This is a genomic window from Microbacterium sp. LEMMJ01, assembly GCF_002114135.1.
In the GTDB taxonomy this organism is placed as follows: Bacteria; Actinomycetota; Actinomycetes; order Actinomycetales; family Microbacteriaceae; genus Microbacterium.
The window spans coordinates 72,533-95,836 of sequence record NZ_NCTV01000036.1; the positions used below are offsets into that span (position 1 = coordinate 72,533).

A 23,304-nucleotide genomic window follows, 5' to 3' on the forward strand; every position below is an offset into this window, starting at 1 on the left:
CCTCTCCATGCACCTGCTCGAAGCTCTGATCCTGGGAATCGTCCAGGGTCTCACCGAGTTCCTGCCGATCTCCTCCAGCGCCCATCTGCGGGTCGTGGGGACGTTCCTGCCCTCAGGGGAGGACCCGGGCGCGGCGTTCACCGCCATCACGCAGATCGGCACCGAGGCCGCCGTCGTCGTGTTCTTCTGGCGCGACATCGTCCGCATCATCTCCCAGTGGTTCCGGTCCCTCGCCGGAAAGGTGCCGCGGAACGACCCGGACGCGCGCATGGGGTGGCTCATCATCATCGGCAGCATCCCGATCGTGCTGCTCGGACTCCTGTTCCAGGACCAGATCGAGACCGTCTTCCGCTCGCTCTGGATCGTGGCGATCATGCTCATCGTGTTCGGCATCCTCCTGGGCATCGCCGACCACGTCGGAGCCAAGCGCCGCACGCTCGACGATCTGACCTACCCGCACGGCATCGCCTTCGGACTCGCCCAGGCACTCGCACTCATCCCCGGCGTCTCGCGGTCCGGCGGCACGATCACCATGGGGCTGTTCCTCGGCTACGAGCGCGCCGCCGCCGCCCGCTACGCGTTCCTGCTGGCGATCCCGGCCGTGTTCGGCAGCGGCTTCTACCAGCTGTTCAAGAGCTGGGGCGAGCCGTCCTTCTTCTCGCTCGGCGACACGATGGCCGCGACAGGGGTCGCCTTCGTCGTCGCGCTCGGCGTGATCGCGTTCTTCATGAACTGGATCTCGAAGCGCAGCTTCCTGCCGTTCGTGATCTACCGGATCCTGCTCGGCGGCGTGCTGCTCGTGCTGCTCGCGATGGGCGTGATCCCGGCCTCGGCCTGAGCCGGACGCCTGATCAGCGCTTGCGGTCGCCGCGGCCGTCGTCGCGGCGCCGCAGGTAGCGCTCGAAGGCCTGGGCGATCGCGTCTCCCGACGCATCGGGGGAGTCCCATGTGTCCCGCGTGCGCTCCAGCTGCCGGATGTACTCCGCCATGTCCTCGTCCTCGGATGCGGCGGCATCGATCGACGCCTCCCAGGCCGCGGCTTCCGTGCGGAGGTGCCGGCGGTCGACATCCACCCCGGTCAGCTCCTCGAGACGGTCGAGGAGGGCCAGGGTGACCTTCGGCGAAGGGGCGGCAGAGGCGACGTAGTGCGGGACGCTCGCCCAGAGGCTCACGGAGGGGATGCCCGCGTTCTCGGCGAAGTGCTCGAGAACGGTGAGGATGCCGACCGGGCCCTCGTACACCGACCGCTCCAGCGCATGCGCCTCCCGGACCTGCTCGTTCTGGCTCGACGCGAAGATCGAGATCGGGCGAGTGTGCGGCACGTCGGAGAGCATGGCGCCGAGGGTCACGAAGCCGGTGATGTCGTCGCGCAGGGCGACGTCGATGAACTCGGACGCGAACGCCTGCCAGGTGCGCGCGGGCTCGGCACCGGTGAGGAGCCAGAACTCGGGGCCGGGTCCTGGCTCGCGCGGACGCCACAGCCCCGCCTCCGGCCACGTCATCTGACGGCGGCCCTCGGCGTCGAGCCGGGTGGCGGGTCGCGTGTACTGGTAGTCGAAGTAGAGTTCCGGGTCGACCGAGTGCACGAGGTCGTAGCCGCCCGCCGCCTGCAGCGCGCCGACGGCTCCGGTCGCGGCCTCACCGGCGTCGTTCCAGCCGTCGAAGGCGGCGATGATGATGCGCGAACCGAGAACGTCCATGCCGTGCTCCCTTCGAGGTCGTGGCTCCGTCCCCCCAGGCTAGCCCGCGTCGAGGGGATGTGGGCGGGCCCGGCTAGCATGGGTTCAGTGAGCAACAAGCCCCGCGCGGTCCTCTGGGACATGGATGGAACACTCGTCGACACCGAGCCGTACTGGATGGCGGCCGAGACCGCACTGGTGGAGTCGTTCGGGGGCGCCTGGTCCCATGAGGACGCCCTGCAGCTCGTGGGCAGCGGCCTCATCGACAGCGCGATCATCCTCCAGGGCGCGGGGGTCGACATGGCTCCGGAGGCGATCGTCTCCCACCTCACGACGGCCGTGCAGGAGTCGCTGCGGGCCCAGGGCGTCCCCTTCCGGCCGGGCGCCCAGGAGCTTCTCCGCGATCTCCGTGCCGCCGGGATCCCGACCGGTCTGGTGACGATGTCGCTGCGCCGGATGGCTCTCGACGTGGTCGGGCTGATCGAGTTCGAGGCCTTCGACATCGTCGTCGCCGGAGACGACGTCGACAACCCCAAGCCGCACCCGGAGCCGTACCTCCAGGCCGCCGCGCTCCTCGACGTCGACATCGCCGAGGTCGTGGTCATCGAGGATTCCCCGACCGGTCTCCGCGCGGGCCTCGCCTCCGGCGCCCTGACGCTCGGCGTGCCCCACATCGTCCCGCTCGACGGCCTCGGCGCCCACGAGCTGTGGCCGACCCTCGACGGCCGCGGTGCCGCCGACCTCGTGGAGCTCTTCGGCTCCCGCGCTGCGATCACGGAGGCCACCCGATGACCACCACGTCCGCCCCGCGCCCCAGCGGCCCCTTCCGGGAGGGCGACCGCGTACAGCTCACCGGTCCGAAGGGTCGCCTGCACACCGTGACGCTCCGCGAGGACGGCGAGCTGCACACGCACCACGGGGTCCTCCGGCACCGCGACCTCATCGGGCTCCCCGATGGCTCGGTCGTGGCGAACAGCTCCGGGCACGAGTACCTGGCGCTGCGGCCGCTGCTGCGGGACTTCGCGATGTCGATGCCCCGCGGTGCCGCGATCGTGTACCCGAAGGACGCGGCGCAGATCGTCATGCAGGCCGACATCTTCCCGGGCGCCACCGTCGTCGAGGCCGGTGTCGGGTCCGGTGCTCTGTCGCTCTCGCTCCTCCGGGCCGTGGGCTCCACGGGGCGCCTGCTCTCCTTCGAGCGCCGCGAGGACTTCGCGGAAGTGGCCCAGGCGAATGTCGAGACCTTCTTCGGGGAGCGCCCCGACTCCTGGCGCGTCGTCGTCGGAGACCTCGTCGCCGCGCTGCCCGTGGAAGTCGAGCCCGGCACCGTCGACCGGGTGGTGCTCGACATGCTCGCGCCCTGGGAGTGCATCGAGGCGGTCGCGGAGGCGCTGACCCCAGGCGGTGTCGTGCTCTGCTACATCGCCACCGCCACGCAGCTCTCCCGCGTCGCCGAGTTCATCCGCGGCACCGGGCTTTTCACCGACCCCGAGGCGTCGGAGACCATGGTCCGCGGGTGGCACGTGGAGGGGCTGGCTGTCCGGCCGGACCACCGCATGGTCGCGCACACGGGGTTCCTCCTCACGGCTCGCCGGCTCGCCCCGGGTGCCGTGGCCCCGTCTGTGAAGCGTCGGGCCTCGAAGAGCAGCTACAGCGATGAGGACGTCGAACTGTGGACGCCGGGCGCGGTGGGCGATCGGGAGATCACGGACAAGAACCTCCGCAAGCGCGCGCGAGAGGCCGGGAAGGCGGCTGAGGGCGCGCGGCTGGCGGCGGCATCGCGCGAATCCGAGCACACGACGGAATAGACTGGAGCGCGTGCGTAAAACGTCCGCCGTTCTGGCCTCCCTCAGCCTCGCCGCCCTCGCTCTGACGGGGTGCAGCGTGACCTCTTCGTCCGCCGACGCCTCGTGCGATCGTGGCGGACACGCCAACGGCATCGACAGCGCCGTCACCGTCTCCGGTGAGGTCGGCTCCGAGCCGGACGTCGAGATCTTCGCGCCGGTGCGCCTCACGGAGACGTCCTATGCGGACGTCGTCACGGGGGACGGCCGTGCACTCGTCGACGACGCCCAGCCGCTCGTCGCCCAGATCTCCATCTACGACGGGGCGACCGGCAAGCAGGTTTTCGCGACCACGTACGACGAGGACACCACGCGCGCCTCGACCATCGGGTCCTGGGCCGCGCAGTCTCCCGGACTCGCCGATGTCCTGGAGTGCGCGACCGGCGGCAGCCGCATCGTGGCGGGTCTGACCCCGGAGGACTTCGGGGAGGCGAATCTCGGCGGCTTCGGCATGGGCCAGGACGACATCGCGGTGTTCGTCATCGACGTCGTCGACGCGTTCCTCCCGAAGGCCGAGGGCACGCTGCAGTTCAACGACGCGCAGGGCATGCCGACCGTCGTGCGCGCCGACGACGGCACTCCCGGCATCATCATCCCCGACAGCGCCGCCCCGGACGAGCAGGTCGTCCAGACGCTGATCCGCGGCGACGGCGAGGAGCTGACGGCTGAGCAGACGCCGCTCGTGCACTTCACCGCGGTGAACTGGGACGACAAGACCGTCGTACAGAGCACCTGGGGCCAGTCCGCCACCGACGGCATCCGACAGATCGCCGCGCCGGTCGCGGATGCGCTGGTCGGGAAGCCGGTCGGCTCGCAGGTCCTCGTCGTGCTCCCCAAGACCGAGAGCTCCCCGGCCATGGCCGTCGTGGTCGACATCCTCGGCGTGTCCCCGGTCGCCGCACCCTGATGGCCGCCCGGATCCCCGCCGAAGAGCGCCTGACGAATCTCGTCGTGGCGCTGATGGCCACGGAGATCGGGCTCACCAAGCAGCAGATCCTCGACAACGTCTCCGGCTACCGCCAGCGCGCCGACGCGGGGACGCGGTCGGATGCGCTCGAGAAGATGTTCGAGCGGGACAAGGACGAGCTCCGCTCGCTGGGTGTCCCCATCGAGACCATCGGCGACGCGGCGGACCCGAACGACCTCCGTGAGGCGAGGTATCGCATTCCGCAGGCGGAATACGATCTGCCAGGGGACATCGAATTCTCGCCTGCCGAGTTGGCCGTGCTCCGCCTCGCGGGCAGCGTCTGGAGTGCGGAGTCGGTCTCGGGAGACGCACAGTCCGGTGTCCGCAAGATCCGGGCCCTCGGCATCGACGGCGACGAACCGATCATCGGCTTCGCGCCGCGGATCACCGCCCGCGACCCCGCGTTCGCCCCGCTGCAGGACGCGATCGAACGCAGCAGGGTGGTGTCCTTCGACTACGTGAAGCCGGGCGAGGACGCTCCTCGACGGCGTCGGATCCGGCCCCTCGCCCTCGTGGACTATGAAGCGCGCTGGCACGTGTACGGCGTCGACGTCGACATCGACGAGGACCGGACGTTCCTGTTGAGCCGCATCGTCGGCGACGTCGTCGTCAGCACGAGCACCTTCGACCCCGCGTTGCGCGAAGGGGCGGGGGAGCGGGCTCTGCGGGGTCTGGAGCGCGTCGCCGCGGAGAACTCGGCACTCCTGGAGGTGACGCCCGGCACTGAGGCCGCGTTGCGGCTCGGGCGGCGGGCGACGCCCGCGGCGCAGGGTATCCACGTCCCCTTCGTCGATCTGCACATCTTCGCGGACGAGCTCGCGTCCTACGGTCCCGAGGTCCGCGTCGTCGAGCCCGCACGACTCCGCGATGCCGTGATCGGCCGCCTGCGCGCGGTGGTCGAAGCCCACACCGATGCGGAGGTGTCCGCATGAGCGCGGCTCCCAAGCCTCTCCTCGCCGCGGAGCGCGTGCGTCTCTACCTGACGCTCGTCCCGTACCTGCTCGAGCACGGACAGGTCTCGCTCGCCGAGGCCGCTGAGGAGTTCGGCGTGACCCCGCGGGAGATGCGGGCGATGGTCGAGAAGCTGACGGTCATCGGCCTGCCGGGCGAAGCGGGCTACTGGCAGCAGCCGCAGGAGATGTTCGACATCAACTGGGATCTCCTCGACCTCGAGGACGTCATCGAGATCACGAACGACGTGGCCCTCCGCCGCGTGCCGCGCTTCACCGCACGAGAGGCGGCAGCCCTGCTCGCCGGTCTGCAGATGGTCGCCGCCGTCCCGGCCGTATCCGACTCCGGACTCGTCGCCGGCCTCATCTCGAAGCTCTCGCGCGGTGCCGCCGATGCGCCGGCCGACGTCGTCGTCGCCCCGACCGCGGTGGACGAGGTGCGTGAGGTCGTCGCGCGCGGCCTGCAGAACGGGGTGGCCGTGTCGTTCACGTACCAGGCTCCCGACGCCGAGCCCACCACGCGCACCGTGGATCCCGTGCAGATCCTCATCACGAACGGACAGTGGTACCTGCAGGGCTGGTGCCACATGCGCGAGGCGATGCGCACGTTCCACCTCGATCGCGTCAGCGCGCCCACCCTCACCGACATCCCCAGCACGCACGGCGGCGACCGGGTGCCGGAGGCGTTCGCCGGGCTGGAGGAGGAAAGGGAGGTCACCGTCCGCGTCCCGGAGCGCCTCGCTCCGCTGCTCAGCGGTTTCGTGCCCACGGAGACGCTCCGCGCCGGCGACGGGATGGTGACGACGCAGCTCCACCTCGCGGACCCCCGCAGCATTAAACGGCTCGCGGCTCGTTTCGGCGGTGCGATGGAGGTCACGGATCCGGGGATCGCGCGGACCGCCACCCGGGAGTGGGCCGCCGCGGGACTCGCGCTCTACCACCGGCCTGATGCCGAGGTTTGATCTGTAGACTGGGGCGGAAAGCCCCCCTACGACGGGATTGTCGATATGTTCGCTGGAATGCAAGGCTGGCACCTGCTCATCGTGCTGGCCGTTATCCTCCTCCTCTTCGGCGCTGCCAAGCTGCCGGCTCTCGCGAAGAGCATGGGCCAGTCGGCCCGCGTCTTCAAGGGTGAGATGAAGGCCATGAAGGAAGAAGACGCGGTTCGTGCCGAGTCGGCTCCCGCGGAGCCGACGACGGTGAAGGACTCGGGCACCGACCCTGAGACTCCGCCTCGCGCCTGACCGGCCGTGGCAGCCATCGAACCGACCGTGATGCCGACGGCGGATCGGGATCGGCGGATGTCGCTGGGCGCACATCTCGTCGAACTGCGCAAGCGCCTCATGTACGCGGCGATCGCTCTGGTCGTCGGCATGGTCGTGGCGTTCATCATCGCGGACCCGGTCATCCACTTCATCACCGGTCCGATCCGCATCATCTCGGAACAGCGAGGTGATGACTTCAGCGCCCTGAACTTCGCGACAGTGACGTCCGCGTTCGACATGCGTATGCGCATCGCCTTCACGATCGGCCTGTTCCTCTCCGCACCCGTCTGGCTGTGGCAGATCTGGGCCTTCATCATGCCCGGCCTCACCCGCAAGGAGATCCGCTACACCGTCGGCTTCGTCGTCGCCGCGGTGCCGCTGTTCTTCGCGGGGTGCTATCTCGGTGTGCAGATCATGCCGCACGTCATCGAACTCATGTGGAGCTTCACGCCGGAGGGCGGAACCAACTTCTACTCCGCGCAGGAGTACTACGACTTCGTGTTCAAGCTGATGATCGTCATCGGCATCTCGTTCGTCCTCCCCGTCTTCCTCGTCGCGCTCAACCTCGCCGGCGTGATGTCGGGACGGGCCATCCTCAAGGGGTGGCGGGTGGCGATCCTCATCGCGACGATCTTCGCCGCGCTGGCGACCCCGGCAGCGGATGTGGTGAGCATGCTCATGCTGGCCGGCATCCTCATCGTCCTCTTCTTCGCAGCGGCAGGACTCTCCCTCCTCTTCGACCGACGCAAGCGCAAGCGGGACACCGCCGCCGGACTCGTCCCGGACGCCACATGAGTTCGCCGTCCGAGCGGTACGCGCAGGCTCAGGAGAGTGCGGCGCACCCGGAGACGGCGGCGTTCGCCGCGCGCCAGCGCTTCCAGCTCGATCCGTTCCAGCTCGCCGGCTGCCACGCCCTGGAGAACGGACGCAGCGTTCTCGTGGCCGCCCCCACGGGTGCCGGGAAGACCATCGTGGGGGAATTCGCCATCCACTTGGCGATGCAGACCGCGACGGACAAGGCGTTCTACACCACGCCGATGAAGGCGCTGTCCAACCAGAAGTTCCGCGAACTCGTCGATGTGTACGGTGCGGACGACGTCGGTCTGCTGACGGGCGACACCAACATCAACGGCAACGCACGCATCGTGGTCATGACCACCGAGGTCCTGCGGAACATGATCTATGCCGACTCCGCGGCTCTGCGCGACCTGCGCTACGTCGTGATGGACGAGGTGCACTATCTGGCCGACCGCTTCCGGGGTGCCGTCTGGGAAGAGGTCATCATCCACCTCCCGCCCCGCGTGCGCCTGGTCTCGCTGAGCGCGACGGTGTCGAACGCCGAGGAGTTCGGCGACTGGCTCGACACGGTTCGCGGTGACACCGAGGTCATCGTCTCCGAGATCCGTCCGGTGCCGTTGGAGCAGCACGTGCTCGTGCGCGACGACCTGCTGCCGCTCTTCGACGACCGTGCCGGCATCGCCACGGCCCAGGTGAACCAGGAGCTCATGCGCATCCGGTCGTTCACCGGCTCCACCTACGAGAGCAACCGTCAGGCGCAGTCGTATCGCAGCAACCGGCACGCCGGGCGGCAGGCCCCCCGACCGCCGCGGGGCGGGCGTCGCCCCGTGCGCGCGGCGAACGCGCGCCGGATCGAGCGCATGGACCGCCCGGACGTGGTCGAGCTACTGGAACGCTCGAACCTGCTCCCCGCCATCTTCTTCATCTTCAGCCGCGTGGGCTGCGACGCCGCGGTGCAGCAGGTACGGCGCTCCGGGCTCCGCCTGACCTCGGCGGAGGAGCGCGCCGAGATCCGGGCCATCGTCGAGGAGCGCACGCGCACTCTGCAGGACGAGGATCTCGGGGTGCTGGGCTACTGGGAATGGCTGGACAACCTCGAACGGGGCGTGGCCGCCCACCACGCCGGCCTCCTGCCGGCCTTCAAAGAGGTCGTCGAGGAGCTGTTCCAGCGCAAGCTGCTCAAGGTCGTCTTCGCGACCGAGACGCTGGCCCTCGGCATCAACATGCCTGCGCGGACGGTGGTGCTCGAGAAGATGGAGAAGTTCAACGGAGAGGCTCGCGTCGCGATCACCTCCGGTGAGTACACACAGCTCACGGGCCGCGCCGGGCGCCGCGGCATCGACGTCGAGGGGCACGCGGTCGTGCAGTGGAGCGAGGGCATGGACCCGCAGGCCGTCGCCGCCCTCGCGTCGCGGCGGACCTATCCGCTCAACTCCAGCTTCCGGCCGACGTACAACATGGCCGTCAACCTCATCGACCTGTTCGGCCAGGCGAGAGCCCGGGAGATCCTGGAGTCGTCGTTCGCCCAGTTCCAGGCGGACCGCGCCGTGGTCGGGCTGGCCAGACAGGTGCGGGAGGCCGAGGAGTCGCTGGCCGGCTATCAGTCGGCGATGGCGTGCGAGCACGGCGACTTCCCGGAGTACGCCGCCATCCGCCGCGAGCTGAGCGACCTCGAGAAGAAGAACCGGCAGGACACCCAGGCCCCGCGCGCTGCTCGGGACAAGCGGATGAAGCGGATCCAGACGCTCCGCACGCGGATGCAGCGCCACCCCTGCCACCGCTGTCCTGACCGCGAGAAGCACGCCCGGTGGGCCGAGCGCTACTGGAAGCTCAAGCGCCAGACCGATCGCACGCGCCGTCAGATCGAGACCAGGACCGGCACGGTGGCCCGCGTCTTCGACCGTGTCGTCGAGGTGCTGGAGACACTGGACTACGTCCGTCGCGACGAGGACGGGATGCACCTGACCGACGCCGGGCGCACGATGCGGCGGATCTACGGTGAGCGCGACCTGCTCGTGGCCGAATCGCTGCGTCAAGGCCTCTGGAAGGGGCTGGACGCGCCGTCGCTGGCCGCGATGGCATGCTGCCTCGTGTACGAACCGCGCCGCGACGAAGCGAATGCGGGGGAGCGGGGCCTCCCGAGGGGCGCCTTCCGAGCGGCATACGAGAAGACGACCGCTCTCTGGGCCGAGCTCGACGACCTGGAGCAGGACCATCAGCTCCCGGGAAGCGAGCCGCTGGCCGCCGGGCTCGCGGGTGCGATGCACGCCTGGGCGCGCGGCGGGATGCTCGACCGCGTCCTCATCGATGCCGACATGGCGGCCGGCGACTTCGTGCGGTGGGCGAAGCAGACCATCGACCTCCTGGATCAGCTGTCCATCGTCGCGGAAGACGCCGCGCTCGCACGCACCGCCCGGGCTGCCCTCGACGGTGTGCGCCGTGGCATCGTCGCCTACTCCTCGATGTGAGATCCGCCCGCATGACCGAAGCCTCCGTCCGTCGACGCGCCCTCCTGCCCCTCTGGGCCGCCGTTCCCCTGGCCGGCCTGGCTGCGCTGCTCATGGACCTCGCGTTCCCCGAGGCGGCGATCTGGATCCTGGCCTTCCCTGCCGCCGCCCTGCTTCTGCTCGCGCTGATCGGCCGTCGGGCCGGGGGAGCGCTGCTCGTGGGTCTCGTGTACGGCGTCGTGTTCTTCGCGCTGCTCGTGTCGTGGACGTCTCGATACCTCGGGCCGCTGCCCTGGGCGGCTCTGAGCGTCGTCGAGGGCGTCCTCACGGCCGTCGGGCTCATCCCCGCGACCCTCGCGTACCGGTGGCTGCCCCGAGCCTGGCCGGGCATGGCGGGACGTCTGCTGACCCTCCCGGCCGTCGTCGCGGCGCTGTGGGTGGGGCGGGAGCTGTTCCTCGGCTGGTGGCCGTACGGCGGCTTCCCCTGGGCTCGTCTCGGGATGAGCCAGGCCGAGAGCCCGCTCGCCGCGCTCTCCTCCTGGATCGGCGTGAGCGGGCTGAGCTTCGTCATGGTCTTCCTCGTCGCGATGGTGATCGAGATCATCCGGATGGGGCTCTGGCGACGACCGATCACCCTGCTCGCGCCGGCCGCGCTCGTCCTGATCCTCTTCTTCACGCCGCTGTTCCCGACCACGCCGTCGGGCTCGATGCGCATCGCTGCGGTGCAGGGGAACGGGCCGACCGGCTACTTCGACGAGCGCGAGCCCTTCGCCGTGATCCAGGCGCAGACGGAGGCGACCGAGCCGCTGTACGGCGAGGACGTCGACCTGCTCGTGTGGCCGGAGGGCGGGCTCGATACGGATCCCTTCGCGAACTCCGCCATCGCGCGACGGATGACCCTGGTGTCGAACCGCATCGATGCGCCGCTGCTCGCCAACGCCGCCACCGGCCGCGGGAACCTCTACTACAACACCTCGATGCTCTGGCTGCCGGACGGCACAGCGCCGCAGAAGCACGACAAGCGTCATCCCGTGCCCTTCGGCGAGTACGTGCCGGATCGGGCCTTCTTCAACGCCCTGGTCCCGGATCTCATCGGGCTGATCCAGCGCGAATACACCCCCGGCACCAACCCGCCGATCGTCGAGGTGGGCGATGTCCGCGTCGGTCTGGCGATCTGCTTCGACGTGATCTACGACGACGTGATCACGGAGGGGTTGAACGGCGGCGCCGAGGTCCTGGTCTTCCAGACGAACAACGCCGATTTCCGCGGCACGGACGAGAATCTCCAGCAGCTCGCGTTCGCACGGATGCGCGCGATCGAGACGGGCCGGAGCGTCGTCAACATCTCCACGGTCGGCACGAGCCAGGTCATCCTCCCGGACGGGCGGACCGTCACGAGCCTGGACGCGGATGAGGCCGGAGCGATGCTCGAGGATGTCGAGCTCCGCTCCGGCCTCACGGCGGGAATCGTCCTGGGCCCCTGGCTGCAGCAGGTGCTGCTCTGGGGCGGTCTGGGCGCGCTCGGTCTCGGGTGGTGGCGCGCCCGTCGGCGCTAGGCGCCGATCTTTTCGCGGGTGGGGTCCTCGCCGGCACCGCGCCGGGCTCGGATGTACGCGAGGCGCTCTTCGAGAAGCTCCTCCAGCTCCGCACGGGTACGGCGCTCCATGAGCATGTCCCAGTGAGTGCGGGCGGCCTTCTCGTCGGTGGCCTCGAGGGTGACGGCCTCGCCGTCCACCTTCAGGCGGGCTTCCGCTCCGCAGGAACGGCACTCCCAGGTCTGAGGCGGTTCGGCATCGGCGGCGAACATGAGCGTGGTGTCGTGTCCGCAGGTGTCACAGGTGTAGGTGGTCTCACGGCGCTCCATGAAAACGACGCCCTCTTCGCTCTGTAGGCTTTGGGCGCCGAGTCGGATGCCGCGCAGGCTGCGATCTGCCATTGTGTGGTCCTCTCGTCGCTGTCAGGTATAACGTTCGAGCCTGTGCGCTTCATCCACGTCGGGGCGTTCTGCGCGGTATTCACAGGGGAATCCCAGCGCCGGAGGATATGGGGCGCTCAGGGCTTCCGGAACGTGGCGACGGCGAGGTCGGCGCGGTCGGTCACGACGCCGTCCACACCCGCGTCGATGAGGCGCCGCATGTCGTCCGCGTCGTTCACGGTCCAGACGTGGACCTCGGTGTCGGCCCGGTGGGCGGCGCGGAGGAGTGCGGGCGTCAGCACCCTGATCGCCCCGTGACGTTCGGGGATCTGCAGGGCGTCGATCTCCTGGAGAAGTCTGCCGGGGGAGAGGCGCACCGCGGAGAGCGAACGCAGGGCCGCGATCGTCCGACTCCCGCCGGAGGTGGCGGGACGGAGCGCGGTGCCGGTCTGCCGTACGGCCTCCAGAGTCGCCCGCCGGTTGGCATCCGAGAAGCTGGTCACGAGGACACGATGCGTGTGCGCGGCGAGGATGGGGCCCAGCGGCGCCGCGGCGGCCGGTGTCTTCACGTCGATGTTGAACCGGGTCTCCGGGAATGCGGAGAGCGCCTCGGCCACCGTGAGCAGACCGCCGTGCTCGGCGAACAGCGCGCTCAGCTCCCGCGTCCTGACCTCGTGGACGGCGCGCGGATCGTCAACGAGACGGCGCAGATCGTGATCGTGGAAGAGCACGACGTCACCGTCGGCGGTGACCTGGCAGTCCGTCTCGATGTACTCGGCCCCGGCGGCATGCGCCGCGGCGAAGGCGGCCGCGGTGTTCTCCCAGACGCCGGATTCCCGCCCCTCGGCGGTCACCAGGCCCCGATGGGCCAGGATGCGGGGCTGCTCGGCCTTGACGAAGTATGGGTGCGTCACGCGCCGGCGGGGGGAGTGGCCGAGCCCGGGCCCGTCTTGGGAGTGAAGGCCGTGCCGATGCCCTTGAGTGCCTCGGTCAGCTCGCTCGGGATGATCCAGAGCTTGCTGGACGGGCTCTCGCTGATCTTCGGGAGCATCTGCAGATACTGGTACGCGAGGAGCTTGTCGTCCGGCGCGCCCTGGTGGATCGCGGTGAAGACGCTCTGGATCGCCTCCGCCTCGCCCTGGGCGCGCAGGACGGCCGCCTGCTTGTCACCCTCGGCGCGGAGGATCTCCGCCTGACGAAGGCCCTCCGCTTCGAGGATCGCGGACTGTTTCGTCCCCTCGGCGGTGAGGATCGCGGCGCGGCGGTCCCGCTCGGCGCGCATCTGCTTCTCCATGGAGTCCTGGATGGACACGGGCGGGTCGATGGCCTTGAGCTCGACGCGGCCCACGCGGATGCCCCACTTGCCGGTCGCCTCGTCGAGGACCACGCGGAGCTGCCCGTTGATGTTATCGCGGCTCGTCAGCGCCTCTTCGAGGTTCAGGCCACCGACGACGTTGCGGAGAGTCGTGGTGGTGAGCTGCTCCACGGCGCCGAGGTAGTTCGCGATCTCGTAGGTCGCGGCGCGGGCATCCGTCACCTGGAAGTAAACGACGGTGTCGATGGAGACGACGAGGTTGTCCTCGGTGATCACGGGCTGCGGCGGGAAGGACACCACCTGCTCGCGCATCTCGATCAGCGGCCGCAGGCGGTCGATGAACGGCACGAGGATGTTGAGGCCGGGGGAGAGGGTCTTGTGGTACCGGCCGAGCCGTTCCACCACGCCGGCGGTCGCCTGCGGGATGATGCGGATCGCCCGCGCGATCGTGACGATCACGAAGATGATGACCGCGATCACCAGGATCCAGATGATCACGGTCGGGATGATCGATGCGTCGTCCACGCGTGCTCCTAGTCGTTGAGGGGTCGGACGATGGCGGTCGCGCCGTTGATCGCACTGACGGCGACAGGCGCCCCCGCGGGGATGGCCATCGGGGTGGTCGTCCTGGCGGTCCAGGTGTCGCCGTTCGCGAGCTTCGCCTGGCCGGAGATCTGCGTGATCTCACTGAGCGCGATGCCGCGGAGGTCGACCAGCGCCTCGACGTTCGAGCGCGTGGGATCGGCTCCGCGGTGCAGGCGGCGCAGGAGGGGTGGCCGCAGGAAGAGGATGAAGAGGGCGGATGCCAAGGCGGCGATGAGGATCTGGATCCAGACCGGGAGGCCGACGAAGTCGGTGACGAGACCGATCACGCTCCCGAAGCTCAGCATCAGGAAGGTGAAGTCGAGGGAGAGCATCTCGATGACGAGGAAGACGGCGATGAGGACCAGCCACCCGATCCATGCCCAGTGGTCGATGAACGTGACGAACGTCGAGAAGTTGTCCATGCGGCCTCCTTTGCCGTCAACGTACCACGCGCGGCGACAGCCGACCGGCCGCCACCGCGCCCCCTTGGTAATCTGTGAGAGCCGTGCGCTCACGGCGTTCCACGCACCATGAGGAGTCACCCGTGACCGACGTTCTTCCCGCAGGATCCCTCGACGGCAAGGTGGCCCTCGTCACCGGCTCATCGCGGGGGATCGGCGCCGACACCGTGCGGTACCTCGCCGAGGCCGGCGCCGACGTCGTGATCAACTACCGGAACAAGGCGCCGCGCGCGGAGAAGCTCGCGGCGCAGCTGCGCGAGCTCGGCCGTCGGGCGCTGGTCGTCGGTGCGGACCTCACCGACCCCGCATCGGTCGCCGAGATGTTCGACGCCGTCCGCGCCGAGTACGGGCGCCTCGATGTGCTCGTCCTGAACGCGTCGGGAGGCATGGAGTCGGGCATGGCCGAGGACTACGCCCTGAAGCTCAACCGTGACGCGCAGCTCAATGTGCTCGACGCCGCGACGCCGCTGCTGTCGGACGGCGCACGCGTCGTGTTCGTCACCAGCCACCAGGCGCACTTCATCCGCACGACGCCGACGATGCCCGAGTACGAGCCCGTCGCGCTCTCCAAGCGCGCCGGTGAGGACGCGCTGCGGGAGCTCATCCCCGGTCTCGCGGAGAAGGGGATCGGCTTCACGGTCGTCTCCGGCGACATGATCGAGGGCACGATCACCGCGACGCTGCTCGAGCGCGCGAACCCGGGTGCCATCGCCGAGCGCCGCGAGTCCGCCGGCCGCCTCTACAACGTGTCCGAGTTCGCCGCGGAGGTCGCCAGGGCCGTGATCGATCCCGTCCCCGCGGACAACACCCGCCTCGTCGGCGACGTGAGCGCCTTCGCCGCGGAGTAGTCGTCAGACGCCAAACGCCCCGGACCCGCTGCTGCAGGTCCGGGGCGTCTCGCGTCTGCGGATCAGACGGCGGCAGCGCCCGTGGTGAAGGCCTTCTCGTCCTTGCCGAGGGTGATCGCGCGGATGATCTGCACGATGCCGAGCACGACGAGCGAGATGCCCAGGAGCAGCCAGAGCGCGAAGCCGGCGATGACCGGCGAGAAGAGGACGATGATTCCGGCGATGATGCTGAGGATCGCGTAGATCAGCGTCCAGACCCGCGATCCGTCGCTGCCGAGCAGCGAGAGCGCCACGACGCCGTCGACGATCCAGCTCACGCCGATGAAGATCACGACGACCAGCGCGAGGGTGGCGGCGGCGACGTTCAGGTTGAAGAACGCGATGACGCCGGCGACGATGTAGAGCAGGCCGAGCACGATGTGTCCGACGCGCGACCAGCCGCCCTTCGCGCGGGAGAAGATGCCGAGGCCGATGTACACGACTCCCGCGACGATCAGGTAGGACGCGAAGATCGCCGTCACGATGACGGCCGACTTCACCGGCCAGACCAGCAGCGCGATGCCCGCGAGCAGCGCGAGAACGCCGGAGACCGCGAGAGCGACGCGGATGGATTTGAAGAACGACTTCGTTTCAGCGAGTGCTTCAGACATGGCGGGGAACCCCTTCTGAGAGAATCCTGTGAGGATGCCCCCAGGGTAGCGCCGGATCTCCGGCAGCGGGGGAGGAGGGCCTCCGCGCGTCGCGGATGGTCATTCCGCGTCTTCCGGCGTCATGGCAGGATCATGACGTGACACCGGTGGATGATGCTCGCCTGCGGGAGCTGGTCGTGATGCGGAAGGTCCGCGACCGCATCGATCGCGAGTACGCGAAGCCCTTGGACGTCGAGGCTCTGGCGCGGGGCGTGCACCTGTCGGCCGGCCATCTCAGCCGGCGGTTTCGCGAGACGTACGGCGAATCTCCGTACTCCTATCTGATGACCCGCCGCATCGAGCGTGCCATGGCGCTGCTGCGTCGCGGCGACCTCAGCGTCACCGAGGTGTGCTTTGCGGTGGGCTGCTCCTCGCTGGGCACGTTCAGCACCCGGTTCTCGGAGCTGGTCGGTGTCCCACCCAGCGTGTACCGTGAACGCGCCGCGAACGTCGAGGGCATCCCGTCGTTCCACGCCAAGCAGGTCACCCGACCGATCAGGAATCGAGAAGCGCCGCGCCCTGAGGCGCACCTAACGTGAGCATCATGAAGATCAGCATCCACTACGCCTTCCTCCCGCACACCGACGCCGACGCCGCCCTCGGCTTCTATCGCGACGCCCTCGGCTTCGAGGTGCGCAACGACGTCGGATACGACGGCCTGCGCTGGCTCACGGTCGGCCCGGTCGGCCAGCCCGAGACCTCGATCGTCCTCCACCCGCCGGCCACCGACCCCGGCATCACCGAGGCGGAGCGGCAGACCATCCTGGAACTCATCGCGAAGGGCAGCTATGGCGCTCTCACCCTCGCGAGCGATGACCTGGACGCCCTGTTCGAGCGGCTGGTCGCTGTCGGCGCCGATGTCGTCCAGGAGCCGATGGACCAGCCCTACGGCGTCCGCGACTGCGCTTTCCGCGATCCCGCCGGCAACCTGCTCCGTATCAACCAGGCCGCCTGACGGCGCCACCACCACGAAGGACGCCGCATGACCGCTGCCGAGCACCCCGCGGACACCCACGACCTCATCCGCGTGCAGGGCGCGCGCGAGAACAACCTCAAGGACGTGAGCGTCGACATCCCGAAGCGACGTCTGACGGTGTTCACCGGGGTCTCGGGGTCGGGAAAGAGCTCGCTCGTCTTCGACACGATCGCCGCCGAATCGCGTCGGATGATCGACGAGACGTACAGCGCGTTCGTGCAGGGCTTCATGCCGTCGGTGCCGCGGCCCGACGTCGACGTGCTGGAAGGGCTCACCACGGCGATCATCGTGGACCAGGAGCGTCTCGGCGCGAACCCGCGGTCGACCGTCGGCACCGTGACGGATGCCAATGCCATGCTCCGCATCCTGTTCAGCAAGCTGGGCCAGCCCTACATCGGCGGCCCGACGGCGTTCTCCTTCAACATCCCGACGCAGAAGGCCAGCGGAGTCATGACCGGGCCGGGTGGCGAGAAGAAGATCGTGAAGGACGCGATCTACCTCGGCGGCATGTGCCCGCGATGTGAAGGCAGGGGAGTGGTGTCGGACCTCGACCTGTCCCAGATCGTCGATGAGTCGAAGTCCCTCGACGAGGGCGCGATCATGGTGCCCGGCTACACCGCCGACGGCTGGATGGTGAAGGGGTTCTCGCAGTCCGGGTTCTACCCGGGGGACAAGCCCATCTCGTCCTTCACCGACAAGCAACGCCACCTCTTCCTCTACGGAGAGGTCACGAAGGTCAAGATCTCGGGCAGCAACATGACCTACGAGGGTCTGATCCCGAAGATCACGAAGTCCATGCTCTCGAAAGACCTCGACGCGCTCCAGCCGCACATCCGTGCCTTCGTCGAGCGCGTGGCCACCTTCGCGGTGTGCCCGGAGTGCGACGGTACTCGTCTCACCGAGGGCGCGCGATCCTCGAAGATCGACGGCGTGAGCATCGCCGACGCCTGCCGTATGCAGGTGACGGATCTCGCCGCGTGGGTCCGCGGCCTGGATCTCCCGGGAGCCGGGCCGCTGCTCCAGGCGCTGAGTGCCAACCTCGACGCCTTCGTGACCCTCGGCCTGGGGTACCTGAGCCTGGACCGGCCCTCGGGGACGCTGTCCGGGGGAGAGGCGCAGCGGATCAAGATGCTGCGGCACCTGGGGTCCTCGTTGACCGACGTCACCTATGTGTTCGACGAGCCCACCATCGGGCTGCATCCGCACGACATCCAGAGGATGAACGGCCTGTTGCTCCGACTCCGCGACAAGGGGAACACGGTACTCGTCGTCGAGCACAAGCCGGAGACCATCGCGATCGGCGATCACGTCGTGGACCTGGGGCCGGGTGCGGGAAGCGCCGGGGGAGAGATCTGCTATCAGGGGAGCGTCGAGGGTCTCACCGCCAGTGGAACACTGACGGGGCAGCACCTCGATGACCGCGCGCAGCTGAAGGACGCCGTGCGTGACCGCACCGGCGCGATCGAGGTGCGCGGTGCATCCACGAACAACCTGCAGAACGTCGACGTCGACATCCCGACCGGCGTCCTGACCGTCGTCACCGGTGTCGCCGGCTCCGGCAAGAGCTCGCTCATCCACGGTTCGGTGACCGGACGCGAGGGCGTGGTGGCGATCGATCAATCCGCCATCAAGGGCTCGCGTCGCAGCAACCCCGCGACGTACACGGGGCTGCTCGAACCCATCCGGAAAGCCTTCGCGAAGGCGAACGGCGTGAAGCCCGCCCTGTTCAGCGCGAACTCCGAGGGCGCCTGTCCTACGTGCAAGGGCGCCGGTGTCATCATCACCGAGCTCGGGTTCATGGACACCATCGAGACCCCCTGTGAGGACTGCGGCGGTAAGCGCTTCCAGGCGGCGGTGCTGGAGTACAAGCTCGGTGGCAAGGACATCACAGAGGTGCTCGACCTTCCGGTCTCCGAGGCCCGTGTGTTCTTCAGCGAGGGCGAGGCCAAGCTCCCGGCCGCGGCTGCCATCCTCGGACGCCTGGAGGACGTGGGGCTCGGGTACCTGTCGCTCGGCCAGCCGTTGTCGACCCTGTCGGGCGGTGAACGACAGCGCATCAAGCTCGCGATCCAGATGGGCGAGAAGGGCGACGTGTACGTGCTGGACGAGCCGACGACGGGTCTGCATCTCGCTGACGTGGACACGATCCTCGGCCTGTTGGATCGACTCGTCGACGCCGGCAAGACGGTGGTCGTCATCGAGCATCACCAGGCCGTCATGGCACACGCCGACTGGATCATCGACGTCGGACCGGGAGCCGGCCACGACGGCGGCCGCATCGTGTTCGAGGGAACGCCTGCCGAGCTCGTCGCTGACGGGTCGACGCTGACGGGCGAACATCTCGCGGCGTACGTCGGTCGGTGAGGGGAAAGTCGAGCGTTCCGGGCTCTCTCTCGCGCTCCCCGCATGCGGATTATCCGATAATGCACATTATGTCAGCTTGAGGAAAGAGCGCCACCCCGACCATCTCCCCGTCATCCCTCGATCGCCCACCCCATGATCGCCTGCTGCACGCTCTTCAGGTGACGTTTGAACTCGTAGCCCACGAACGCGGGATGGTTGGCGGCAGCGACCGAAACCTCACGCCCGCGGACGAACGGCGGGCACGGCGCGAAACGGACACCGTCAGGGGCGCTGTCGAGGAGATCCGCAGTGATCCGATAGGGCGCCATGGCCGCGGTGTGCTCCCCCGGCCCATCCGTGATGATCACGTCGGCCTCCTGCACGGCATCGCTGAGATCCTCCTTCCACGGCAGCGCGGGTGTGCGGACCTCCTCCGGGCAGGCCTGCACGACATCGATTCCGAAAGCCCGATGGGCTTCCTCCCAGGCTCGAGCGATGTTGCCGTCTGGTCCCACCACGAGGACTCGGAGTGAGCGGACATCCGTCTCGCGCGAGAGCGCGAAGAGATCGGATAGCACCTCGCACGGGTGGTTCGCGTTGGTCATCGCGTTGACCACCGGGAGAATCCCAGGGGCAGCGAGCTCACGAAGCACGTGGAGATCGGCATGCCGGACGACGAGGAGTTCGACCCACGCCGACAGGTATCCGACGATGTCGACCGCGTCCTCGACGGTGTCGAGCGCCTCCGGAGGGAAGACGATCGGCTGCAAACCCATCTCCGCGGCGCCGCGTTCGAACGAGGCACGCGTCCGCAGGCTCGAGGAAGGGAAGAACAGGGCGGCCGCGCCGTCCCTCCTCGCCAGGGTTCCCGCTTCGATCCGCGCGGCGCGCGCGAAGATCTCCCTCAGATCGTCCCCGGTGAGTTCGGTCAATGAGAGAAGGTGGCGCACTCCCCTATTGTCGCGGACGGCTCCAGCCTCATGACGTCGTGAAGATAACCTGTGCTCGCGCCACGATGTCATCCACTCGCGATTGGAGGAACGGGCCGGGACACTCCGTTCCCGACCACGTCTCCTGGTGGGTGATGACGTGCTCTCGGTCGATCCGGAAGCGCACCGGAACGCCGTCCAGCGTCCGGCCGTCGAAGCCTGCGAGCCACGCGATCATCTGCGCGATCTCCTCCACCTGCGCGGTGGTCACCGTGTACTCCGGGGCTCCGGTGAAATCCAGCGTCTCCACCGCCACGGAGCGCCAGTTCCAGTCCGCGCCGGTCGACGACGGCTTCGCTCCCGGGCGGATCGTCTCGATGACCGAGCCGTCGTGCCGAAGATAGAACGTGGGAGCCGATGATCTCCTGTTGCAGCGGGAGAAGAAGTCCAACTGGTCCGTCGTCGTGCCGGTGTGGTGGATGACGAAGCGGTCGATGACCGGGCTCACGGTTCGACGTTCGCTTCCCGCGATGCTCCGGTCAGCGCGTACCGTCGGGTGGGCGCAGTCCTCGAAACCGAGCGGTACCTCGAGGCCCGTGATCGCGCGGTCGTAGACCGGCTCGTACTCTGGCAGCCCTCGGGGGTTGTCCGGGCGGCGTCCGGTGTCGTCTGCCTCTCCCCCGGAGCTCGTGGAGAGCCAGATGCCGACACCGGTCACCGCGATGCCGGTTCCGGCGGCGATGAGGAATCCCCGCCGCGTGTGCGCCGGCACGTGCTCATCGGCGTCCCGTGCTCCCGGGTCCTCCGGCTGCTGACCCTCCCCGCGCGTACTCACGCGGGCTGGTCGCCGTCTCGGGGTGCTCGGAACTCACGCGGCCGGCGTCGTCCTGGCCAGACGAAATGCGCGACCGAGAAGGCGAGGACCGTCCAAGAGACGACAAACGCCCACCACGGGAGCGCCGCTCCCCCGCTTCCGCCCGCCAGCATGACCGACACGATGCAGGCGCTGAGTCCGACGACGACCCCGACGACGGTGATCTCGCCGTGCGCGAGCCACCGCGCGCGAAGCGCCGAGACGAGGCGAAGGGGCAGGCCGATCACCAGGGCGGTGATCATCGACACGACGGACAGGACGACGGCGATGATGCTCGCCCCGATGAAGGACGTCACCCCGTCGTACTCTTCCGCAGCTCCGAGCGCGAGGAAGAAAGCCACGATGAACAGGAAAAAGCCACCGACGAAGAACTGGCCGAGGATGAGCGAGGCGGTCGAATCGTCGGCTCCCCGAAAGCCCCCGCGTTTCCGCAGGTCTGCCGGGACACGGCGAGGCGAAGTCATATCGTGATCCTACGAGTCGTACCCCTTCGCTGGGAGCATACTCGCGCTACCCTCATCCGAACGTGGGCATGGCCGACGGGCCTGTGTTCCCCCCCCGCCCCATCTCACGATCTGCGAGGCGGGGTACACGCTCTCCGGAGGGCATGGAGTGCGATCGCAACAGGTCCTGCGGAACGGTAGGTTCATCCTCAGGAACAGGCACATTTCGGCCTCGGCAGGATCGAGGGGCCTGAACTTCCGCCTGCTGACTGGCGAGATGTGGGGCGGGCGGATGGACGCGGATGACGAGAGGGCCGGAGGGCTGCTGACGCCCACCGTGGTGGGCTTGGCGCTGGCGATGTTCAGCGCAGCGGTGACGGTGGCCTCGCCGATCCTCGAATCGGCGTTCTGGCCGCAGTGACGCTGTCTTTCGGGTGCGTCGGAGTGGCGGCCGGCCTCCTGCTCACGAGGCGAAGGACCTGGGGCGACCCCTCGTGGCCTCCAGGCACGGAGCCGAAGCCCTGGACGGCCCGACGCACCCGTCGGGTCTTCTTGCTCTACGGGGTCTTCCTTCTCCTCATCTCCGTGGGTGGGGTGGTCACACTGGCGGGGACCGATCAGAACGAGGCCGACGACCCGCTGCGCGGATGGGTGCTGTCCGCCGTGCTCGGTGTGGTGGGCCTGACGTCGATCATCAGAGGGGTGCGACGGCAGCCTCAACCGGTGCACTCGTCCGATCGCCCGGAGAGCGAGCCGAACGTCGACGTACAGGAGTGGATGCCGTTAGGGCCCTCTCGTTCGCGGACTCTCTTTCCCTGGTGGGCTCTTCACGTCTTCTCCGGACAGCCGCTTCTCCTTGCGATGATGATCGGCGCGTTCCTCATCCCGGTGGCGGCGGGACCGCTCGGCGCATGGACGTGGCCGCTCGCGGCTGCGCTGCTGGCGGCCGTGGCGATCACCGTCAGCGCCGTCGTGCGGCGACGTTCGCGACCGCCGCGCATCTCACGCGACGCCACCCGTCTGCTCGTCGGCACGAAGGAGATCCCGACCGCGACCCTCACGACGGCCATGGTCATCGCACACCCCTGGGAGCCGGACGCCACAGCCCGGAGTATCGCGGTCGTCCTCACGGCATCGGATCGCTCGCGAGCAGTGGTGGGCTTGCGAGAACGAGGGCTCCTCGTGTTGACCGATGAGCAGACGGAACTCCTCATCGCGGCGATCGAGCGAGCCCACATCGATCTCCCCCGCGACAAAGACGATCCGCGCGGAAGGTTCTCACGGATGCTGTACCCCAACCATCTGACGAAATCGGATGCCCTTCAGCTCGTGCAGGAGCCCCCGGGTGACGGCGAGCCGCTGCCGGTGGGGTCCTCAGTCACGTGAGCCAGAGCGCCGGCTCGGATCCCGCTCTCACTTCGCGAAGAGAGTCCTGACAGTCAAGATGTTTCGACCGTGGACGGAGGACGGGCGTTCCCGTCCGGATTCGACGAAGCCGAGCTTCTCGAGCACGCGCCGGGACGGGAGGTTCCACTCCCAGACGCCGGCCCAGACGCGGTCGATTCCCACCCCGGCTGCCCATGCCAGGACGCTCTGGGCAGCTTCGGTGGCGTATCCCCGGTTGTGCTCGGCACGGAGCAGCTCGAACGCGAGCTCCGGTTCCTCGCCCACCCCCTCGCCGCCGTAGACGAGACCGCAGTACCCGATCGGTTCCCCGGTGTCGATCCGTTCCACGGTGAGAAGTGGCGAGGCCTCAGCGCCCTGGATATGCGCACGGATGTCGTCCGTGTCGGGGCGGCCGTCCGTGTCGAGCCTTCGGTGCGCGGGGACTCGTTCGTCGCGTTCGGTCCACAGGTGCCGGAAGACGGGTGCGTCCTCGATCGTCTGCCGGCGCAGGCGGAGGCGCAACGTCTCCATCTCCGGGATGCGGGGCAGGTGACTCATCCTCGCAGTCTGGCACTCATCCGCCCCCGCGC

At 68.7% G+C, this 23,304-nt stretch carries 26 protein-coding genes; 16 read left to right on the forward strand and 10 right to left on the reverse strand.

The features are described 5' to 3' along the window. The first annotated feature begins 7 nt into the window (after nucleotides 1-7). Nucleotides 8-838, forward strand: a complete 831-nt coding sequence (locus B7W94_RS15270; RefSeq protein WP_085607482.1) for an undecaprenyl-diphosphate phosphatase — start codon at nucleotides 8-10, stop codon at nucleotides 836-838. 13 nt (nucleotides 839-851) lie between these two features. Here the strand turns inward: B7W94_RS15270 and B7W94_RS15275 are convergent, their stop codons facing one another. Next, entirely contained in the window at nucleotides 852-1,700 is an 849-nt protein-coding gene (locus B7W94_RS15275; protein WP_025103432.1) for a PAC2 family protein, read from the reverse strand. Between the two features lie 87 nt (nucleotides 1,701-1,787). Between B7W94_RS15275 and B7W94_RS15280 the strand changes: the two genes are divergently transcribed. Genes B7W94_RS15280 through lnt form a run of 9 tightly spaced genes read left to right on the forward strand, consistent with a single transcriptional unit; the run spans nucleotide 1,788 to nucleotide 11,506 of the window. Beyond that, nucleotides 1,788-2,471 (forward strand): HAD family hydrolase, encoded by a 684-nt coding sequence (locus B7W94_RS15280; protein ID WP_301178382.1) that lies wholly within the window; start codon nucleotides 1,788-1,790, stop codon nucleotides 2,469-2,471. Next, on the forward strand, nucleotides 2,468-3,487 hold the full coding sequence (locus tag B7W94_RS15285; RefSeq protein ID WP_025103434.1) for a tRNA (adenine-N1)-methyltransferase: 1,020 nt from the start codon (nucleotides 2,468-2,470) through the stop codon (nucleotides 3,485-3,487). The genes B7W94_RS15280 and B7W94_RS15285 overlap by 4 nt, the downstream gene beginning before the upstream one ends. Before the next feature lie 10 nt (nucleotides 3,488-3,497). Further along, nucleotides 3,498-4,430 carry a hypothetical protein gene (locus B7W94_RS15290; protein ID WP_085607486.1) on the forward strand — a complete coding sequence of 311 codons (933 nt, stop codon included), beginning with the start codon at nucleotides 3,498-3,500 and terminating at the stop codon, nucleotides 4,428-4,430. Further along, nucleotides 4,430-5,422 (forward strand): helix-turn-helix transcriptional regulator, encoded by a 993-nt coding sequence (locus B7W94_RS15295; RefSeq protein ID WP_025103436.1) that lies wholly within the window; start codon nucleotides 4,430-4,432, stop codon nucleotides 5,420-5,422. Before B7W94_RS15290 ends, B7W94_RS15295 begins: the two co-directional genes overlap by 1 nt. Further along, entirely contained in the window at nucleotides 5,419-6,402 is a 984-nt protein-coding gene (locus B7W94_RS15300) for a helix-turn-helix transcriptional regulator (protein WP_085607488.1), read from the forward strand. The genes B7W94_RS15295 and B7W94_RS15300 overlap by 4 nt, the downstream gene beginning before the upstream one ends. 45 nt (nucleotides 6,403-6,447) lie before the next feature. Then, nucleotides 6,448-6,684 carry a twin-arginine translocase TatA/TatE family subunit gene (gene tatA / locus B7W94_RS15305; RefSeq protein WP_025103438.1) on the forward strand — a complete coding sequence of 79 codons (237 nt, stop codon included), beginning with the start codon at nucleotides 6,448-6,450 and terminating at the stop codon, nucleotides 6,682-6,684. A gap of 57 nt (nucleotides 6,685-6,741) precedes the next feature. Continuing rightward, a complete protein-coding gene (tatC, locus tag B7W94_RS15310; protein ID WP_025103439.1) occupies nucleotides 6,742-7,500 on the forward strand; it encodes a twin-arginine translocase subunit TatC in 759 nt (252 codons plus the stop codon). Further along, the gene (locus B7W94_RS15315) at nucleotides 7,497-9,971 is read left to right on the forward strand and encodes a DEAD/DEAH box helicase (RefSeq protein WP_025103440.1); all 2,475 of its coding nucleotides are present in this window, start codon (nucleotides 7,497-7,499) and stop codon (nucleotides 9,969-9,971) included. The genes tatC and B7W94_RS15315 overlap by 4 nt, the downstream gene beginning before the upstream one ends. Before the next feature lie 11 nt (nucleotides 9,972-9,982). After that, entirely contained in the window at nucleotides 9,983-11,506 is a 1,524-nt protein-coding gene (lnt, locus tag B7W94_RS15320) for an apolipoprotein N-acyltransferase (protein ID WP_085607489.1), read from the forward strand. Here the strand turns inward: lnt and B7W94_RS15325 are convergent. The 4 genes from B7W94_RS15325 to B7W94_RS15340 form a co-directional block, all read right to left on the reverse strand. Further along, nucleotides 11,503-11,886, reverse strand: coding sequence for an RNA polymerase-binding protein RbpA (locus tag B7W94_RS15325; RefSeq protein WP_060921636.1), 384 nt, complete (start codon nucleotides 11,884-11,886; stop codon nucleotides 11,503-11,505). The two genes, lnt and B7W94_RS15325, sit on opposite strands and share 4 nt — an antisense overlap. Nucleotides 11,887-12,002: 116 nt before the next feature. Further along, nucleotides 12,003-12,779, reverse strand: a complete 777-nt coding sequence (locus tag B7W94_RS15330; RefSeq protein ID WP_085607491.1) for a glycerophosphodiester phosphodiesterase family protein — start codon at nucleotides 12,777-12,779, stop codon at nucleotides 12,003-12,005. Beyond that, nucleotides 12,776-13,705, reverse strand: a complete 930-nt coding sequence (locus B7W94_RS15335; RefSeq protein ID WP_085607493.1) for an SPFH domain-containing protein — start codon at nucleotides 13,703-13,705, stop codon at nucleotides 12,776-12,778. Before B7W94_RS15335 ends, B7W94_RS15330 begins: the two co-directional genes overlap by 4 nt. An 8-nt stretch (nucleotides 13,706-13,713) precedes the next feature. Further along, on the reverse strand, nucleotides 13,714-14,187 hold the full coding sequence (locus B7W94_RS15340) for an NfeD family protein (RefSeq protein WP_025103445.1): 474 nt from the start codon (nucleotides 14,185-14,187) through the stop codon (nucleotides 13,714-13,716). 122 nt (nucleotides 14,188-14,309) lie between these two features. On the opposite strand from B7W94_RS15340, the gene B7W94_RS15345 reads away from it, so the two are divergent. Next, nucleotides 14,310-15,074, forward strand: coding sequence for an SDR family oxidoreductase (locus tag B7W94_RS15345; protein WP_025103446.1), 765 nt, complete (start codon nucleotides 14,310-14,312; stop codon nucleotides 15,072-15,074). Nucleotides 15,075-15,136: 62 nt separating this feature from the next. On the opposite strand, the gene B7W94_RS15350 is transcribed toward B7W94_RS15345, so the two are convergent. Further along, the gene (locus B7W94_RS15350; protein ID WP_025103447.1) at nucleotides 15,137-15,724 is read right to left on the reverse strand and encodes an HdeD family acid-resistance protein; all 588 of its coding nucleotides are present in this window, start codon (nucleotides 15,722-15,724) and stop codon (nucleotides 15,137-15,139) included. 95 nt (nucleotides 15,725-15,819) lie between these two features. Between B7W94_RS15350 and B7W94_RS15355 the strand changes: the two genes are divergently transcribed. Genes B7W94_RS15355 through B7W94_RS15365 form a run of 3 tightly spaced genes read left to right on the forward strand, consistent with a single transcriptional unit; the run spans nucleotide 15,820 to nucleotide 19,103 of the window. Further along, a complete protein-coding gene (locus tag B7W94_RS15355) occupies nucleotides 15,820-16,302 on the forward strand; it encodes a helix-turn-helix transcriptional regulator (RefSeq protein ID WP_062634576.1) in 483 nt (160 codons plus the stop codon). A gap of 5 nt (nucleotides 16,303-16,307) precedes the next feature. Beyond that, nucleotides 16,308-16,718 (forward strand): VOC family protein, encoded by a 411-nt coding sequence (locus B7W94_RS15360; protein WP_025103449.1) that lies wholly within the window; start codon nucleotides 16,308-16,310, stop codon nucleotides 16,716-16,718. Nucleotides 16,719-16,745: 27 nt separating this feature from the next. After that, a complete protein-coding gene (locus tag B7W94_RS15365; protein ID WP_085607495.1) occupies nucleotides 16,746-19,103 on the forward strand; it encodes an ATP-binding cassette domain-containing protein in 2,358 nt (785 codons plus the stop codon). Nucleotides 19,104-19,213: 110 nt separating this feature from the next. On the opposite strand, the gene B7W94_RS15370 is transcribed toward B7W94_RS15365, so the two are convergent. Genes B7W94_RS15370 through B7W94_RS15380 form a run of 3 tightly spaced genes read right to left on the reverse strand, consistent with a single transcriptional unit; the run spans nucleotide 19,214 to nucleotide 21,349 of the window. Further along, nucleotides 19,214-20,032 carry an ornithine carbamoyltransferase gene (locus tag B7W94_RS15370; protein WP_301178383.1) on the reverse strand — a complete coding sequence of 273 codons (819 nt, stop codon included), beginning with the start codon at nucleotides 20,030-20,032 and terminating at the stop codon, nucleotides 19,214-19,216. Between the two features lie 28 nt (nucleotides 20,033-20,060). Next, nucleotides 20,061-20,846 (reverse strand): peptidoglycan recognition protein family protein, encoded by a 786-nt coding sequence (locus tag B7W94_RS15375; RefSeq protein ID WP_085607499.1) that lies wholly within the window; start codon nucleotides 20,844-20,846, stop codon nucleotides 20,061-20,063. Continuing rightward, the gene (locus B7W94_RS15380; RefSeq protein WP_085607501.1) at nucleotides 20,843-21,349 is read right to left on the reverse strand and encodes a hypothetical protein; all 507 of its coding nucleotides are present in this window, start codon (nucleotides 21,347-21,349) and stop codon (nucleotides 20,843-20,845) included. Before B7W94_RS15380 ends, B7W94_RS15375 begins: the two co-directional genes overlap by 4 nt. Before the next feature lie 271 nt (nucleotides 21,350-21,620). Here B7W94_RS15380 and B7W94_RS18505 point away from each other — a divergent pair, with 271 nt between their 5' ends. Beyond that, entirely contained in the window at nucleotides 21,621-21,749 is a 129-nt protein-coding gene (locus tag B7W94_RS18505) for a hypothetical protein (protein WP_301178384.1), read from the forward strand. A gap of 164 nt (nucleotides 21,750-21,913) precedes the next feature. Next, on the forward strand, nucleotides 21,914-22,714 hold the full coding sequence (locus B7W94_RS15390) for a hypothetical protein (protein WP_139833341.1): 801 nt from the start codon (nucleotides 21,914-21,916) through the stop codon (nucleotides 22,712-22,714). Nucleotides 22,715-22,741: 27 nt separating this feature from the next. Here B7W94_RS15390 and B7W94_RS15395 read toward each other — a convergent pair whose 3' ends face one another. Beyond that, nucleotides 22,742-23,272, reverse strand: a complete 531-nt coding sequence (locus B7W94_RS15395; protein ID WP_253247452.1) for a GNAT family N-acetyltransferase — start codon at nucleotides 23,270-23,272, stop codon at nucleotides 22,742-22,744. Nucleotides 23,273-23,304 lie beyond the last annotated feature (32 nt).

Excerpts from the sequence above, each read along its gene's own strand:
- tatC (WP_025103439.1), top strand. The coding sequence starts at position 6,742 with ATGTCGCTGGGCGCACATCTCGTCGAACTGCGCAAGCGCCTCATGTAC.
- B7W94_RS15365 (WP_085607495.1), top strand. The coding sequence starts at position 16,746 with ATGACCGCTGCCGAGCACCCCGCGGACACCCACGACCTCATCCGCGTG.
- tatA (WP_025103438.1), top strand. The coding sequence starts at position 6,448 with ATGTTCGCTGGAATGCAAGGCTGGCACCTGCTCATCGTGCTGGCCGTT.
- B7W94_RS15325 (WP_060921636.1), bottom strand. The coding sequence starts at position 11,886 with ATGGCAGATCGCAGCCTGCGCGGCATCCGACTCGGCGCCCAAAGCCTA.
- lnt (WP_085607489.1), top strand. The coding sequence starts at position 9,983 with ATGACCGAAGCCTCCGTCCGTCGACGCGCCCTCCTGCCCCTCTGGGCC.
- B7W94_RS15360 (WP_025103449.1), top strand. The coding sequence starts at position 16,308 with ATGAAGATCAGCATCCACTACGCCTTCCTCCCGCACACCGACGCCGAC.
- B7W94_RS15300 (WP_085607488.1), top strand. The coding sequence starts at position 5,419 with ATGAGCGCGGCTCCCAAGCCTCTCCTCGCCGCGGAGCGCGTGCGTCTC.
- B7W94_RS15395 (WP_253247452.1), bottom strand. The coding sequence starts at position 23,272 with ATGAGTCACCTGCCCCGCATCCCGGAGATGGAGACGTTGCGCCTCCGC.
- B7W94_RS15380 (WP_085607501.1), bottom strand. The coding sequence starts at position 21,349 with ATGACTTCGCCTCGCCGTGTCCCGGCAGACCTGCGGAAACGCGGGGGC.
- B7W94_RS15315 (WP_025103440.1), top strand. The coding sequence starts at position 7,497 with ATGAGTTCGCCGTCCGAGCGGTACGCGCAGGCTCAGGAGAGTGCGGCG.
- B7W94_RS15355 (WP_062634576.1), top strand. The coding sequence starts at position 15,820 with ATGGTCATTCCGCGTCTTCCGGCGTCATGGCAGGATCATGACGTGACA.
- B7W94_RS15295 (WP_025103436.1), top strand. The coding sequence starts at position 4,430 with ATGGCCGCCCGGATCCCCGCCGAAGAGCGCCTGACGAATCTCGTCGTG.
- B7W94_RS15275 (WP_025103432.1), bottom strand. The coding sequence starts at position 1,700 with ATGGACGTTCTCGGTTCGCGCATCATCATCGCCGCCTTCGACGGCTGG.
- B7W94_RS15285 (WP_025103434.1), top strand. The coding sequence starts at position 2,468 with ATGACCACCACGTCCGCCCCGCGCCCCAGCGGCCCCTTCCGGGAGGGC.
- B7W94_RS18505 (WP_301178384.1), top strand. The coding sequence starts at position 21,621 with ATGGACGCGGATGACGAGAGGGCCGGAGGGCTGCTGACGCCCACCGTG.
- B7W94_RS15350 (WP_025103447.1), bottom strand. The coding sequence starts at position 15,724 with ATGTCTGAAGCACTCGCTGAAACGAAGTCGTTCTTCAAATCCATCCGC.
- B7W94_RS15270 (WP_085607482.1), top strand. The coding sequence starts at position 8 with ATGCACCTGCTCGAAGCTCTGATCCTGGGAATCGTCCAGGGTCTCACC.
- B7W94_RS15340 (WP_025103445.1), bottom strand. The coding sequence starts at position 14,187 with ATGGACAACTTCTCGACGTTCGTCACGTTCATCGACCACTGGGCATGG.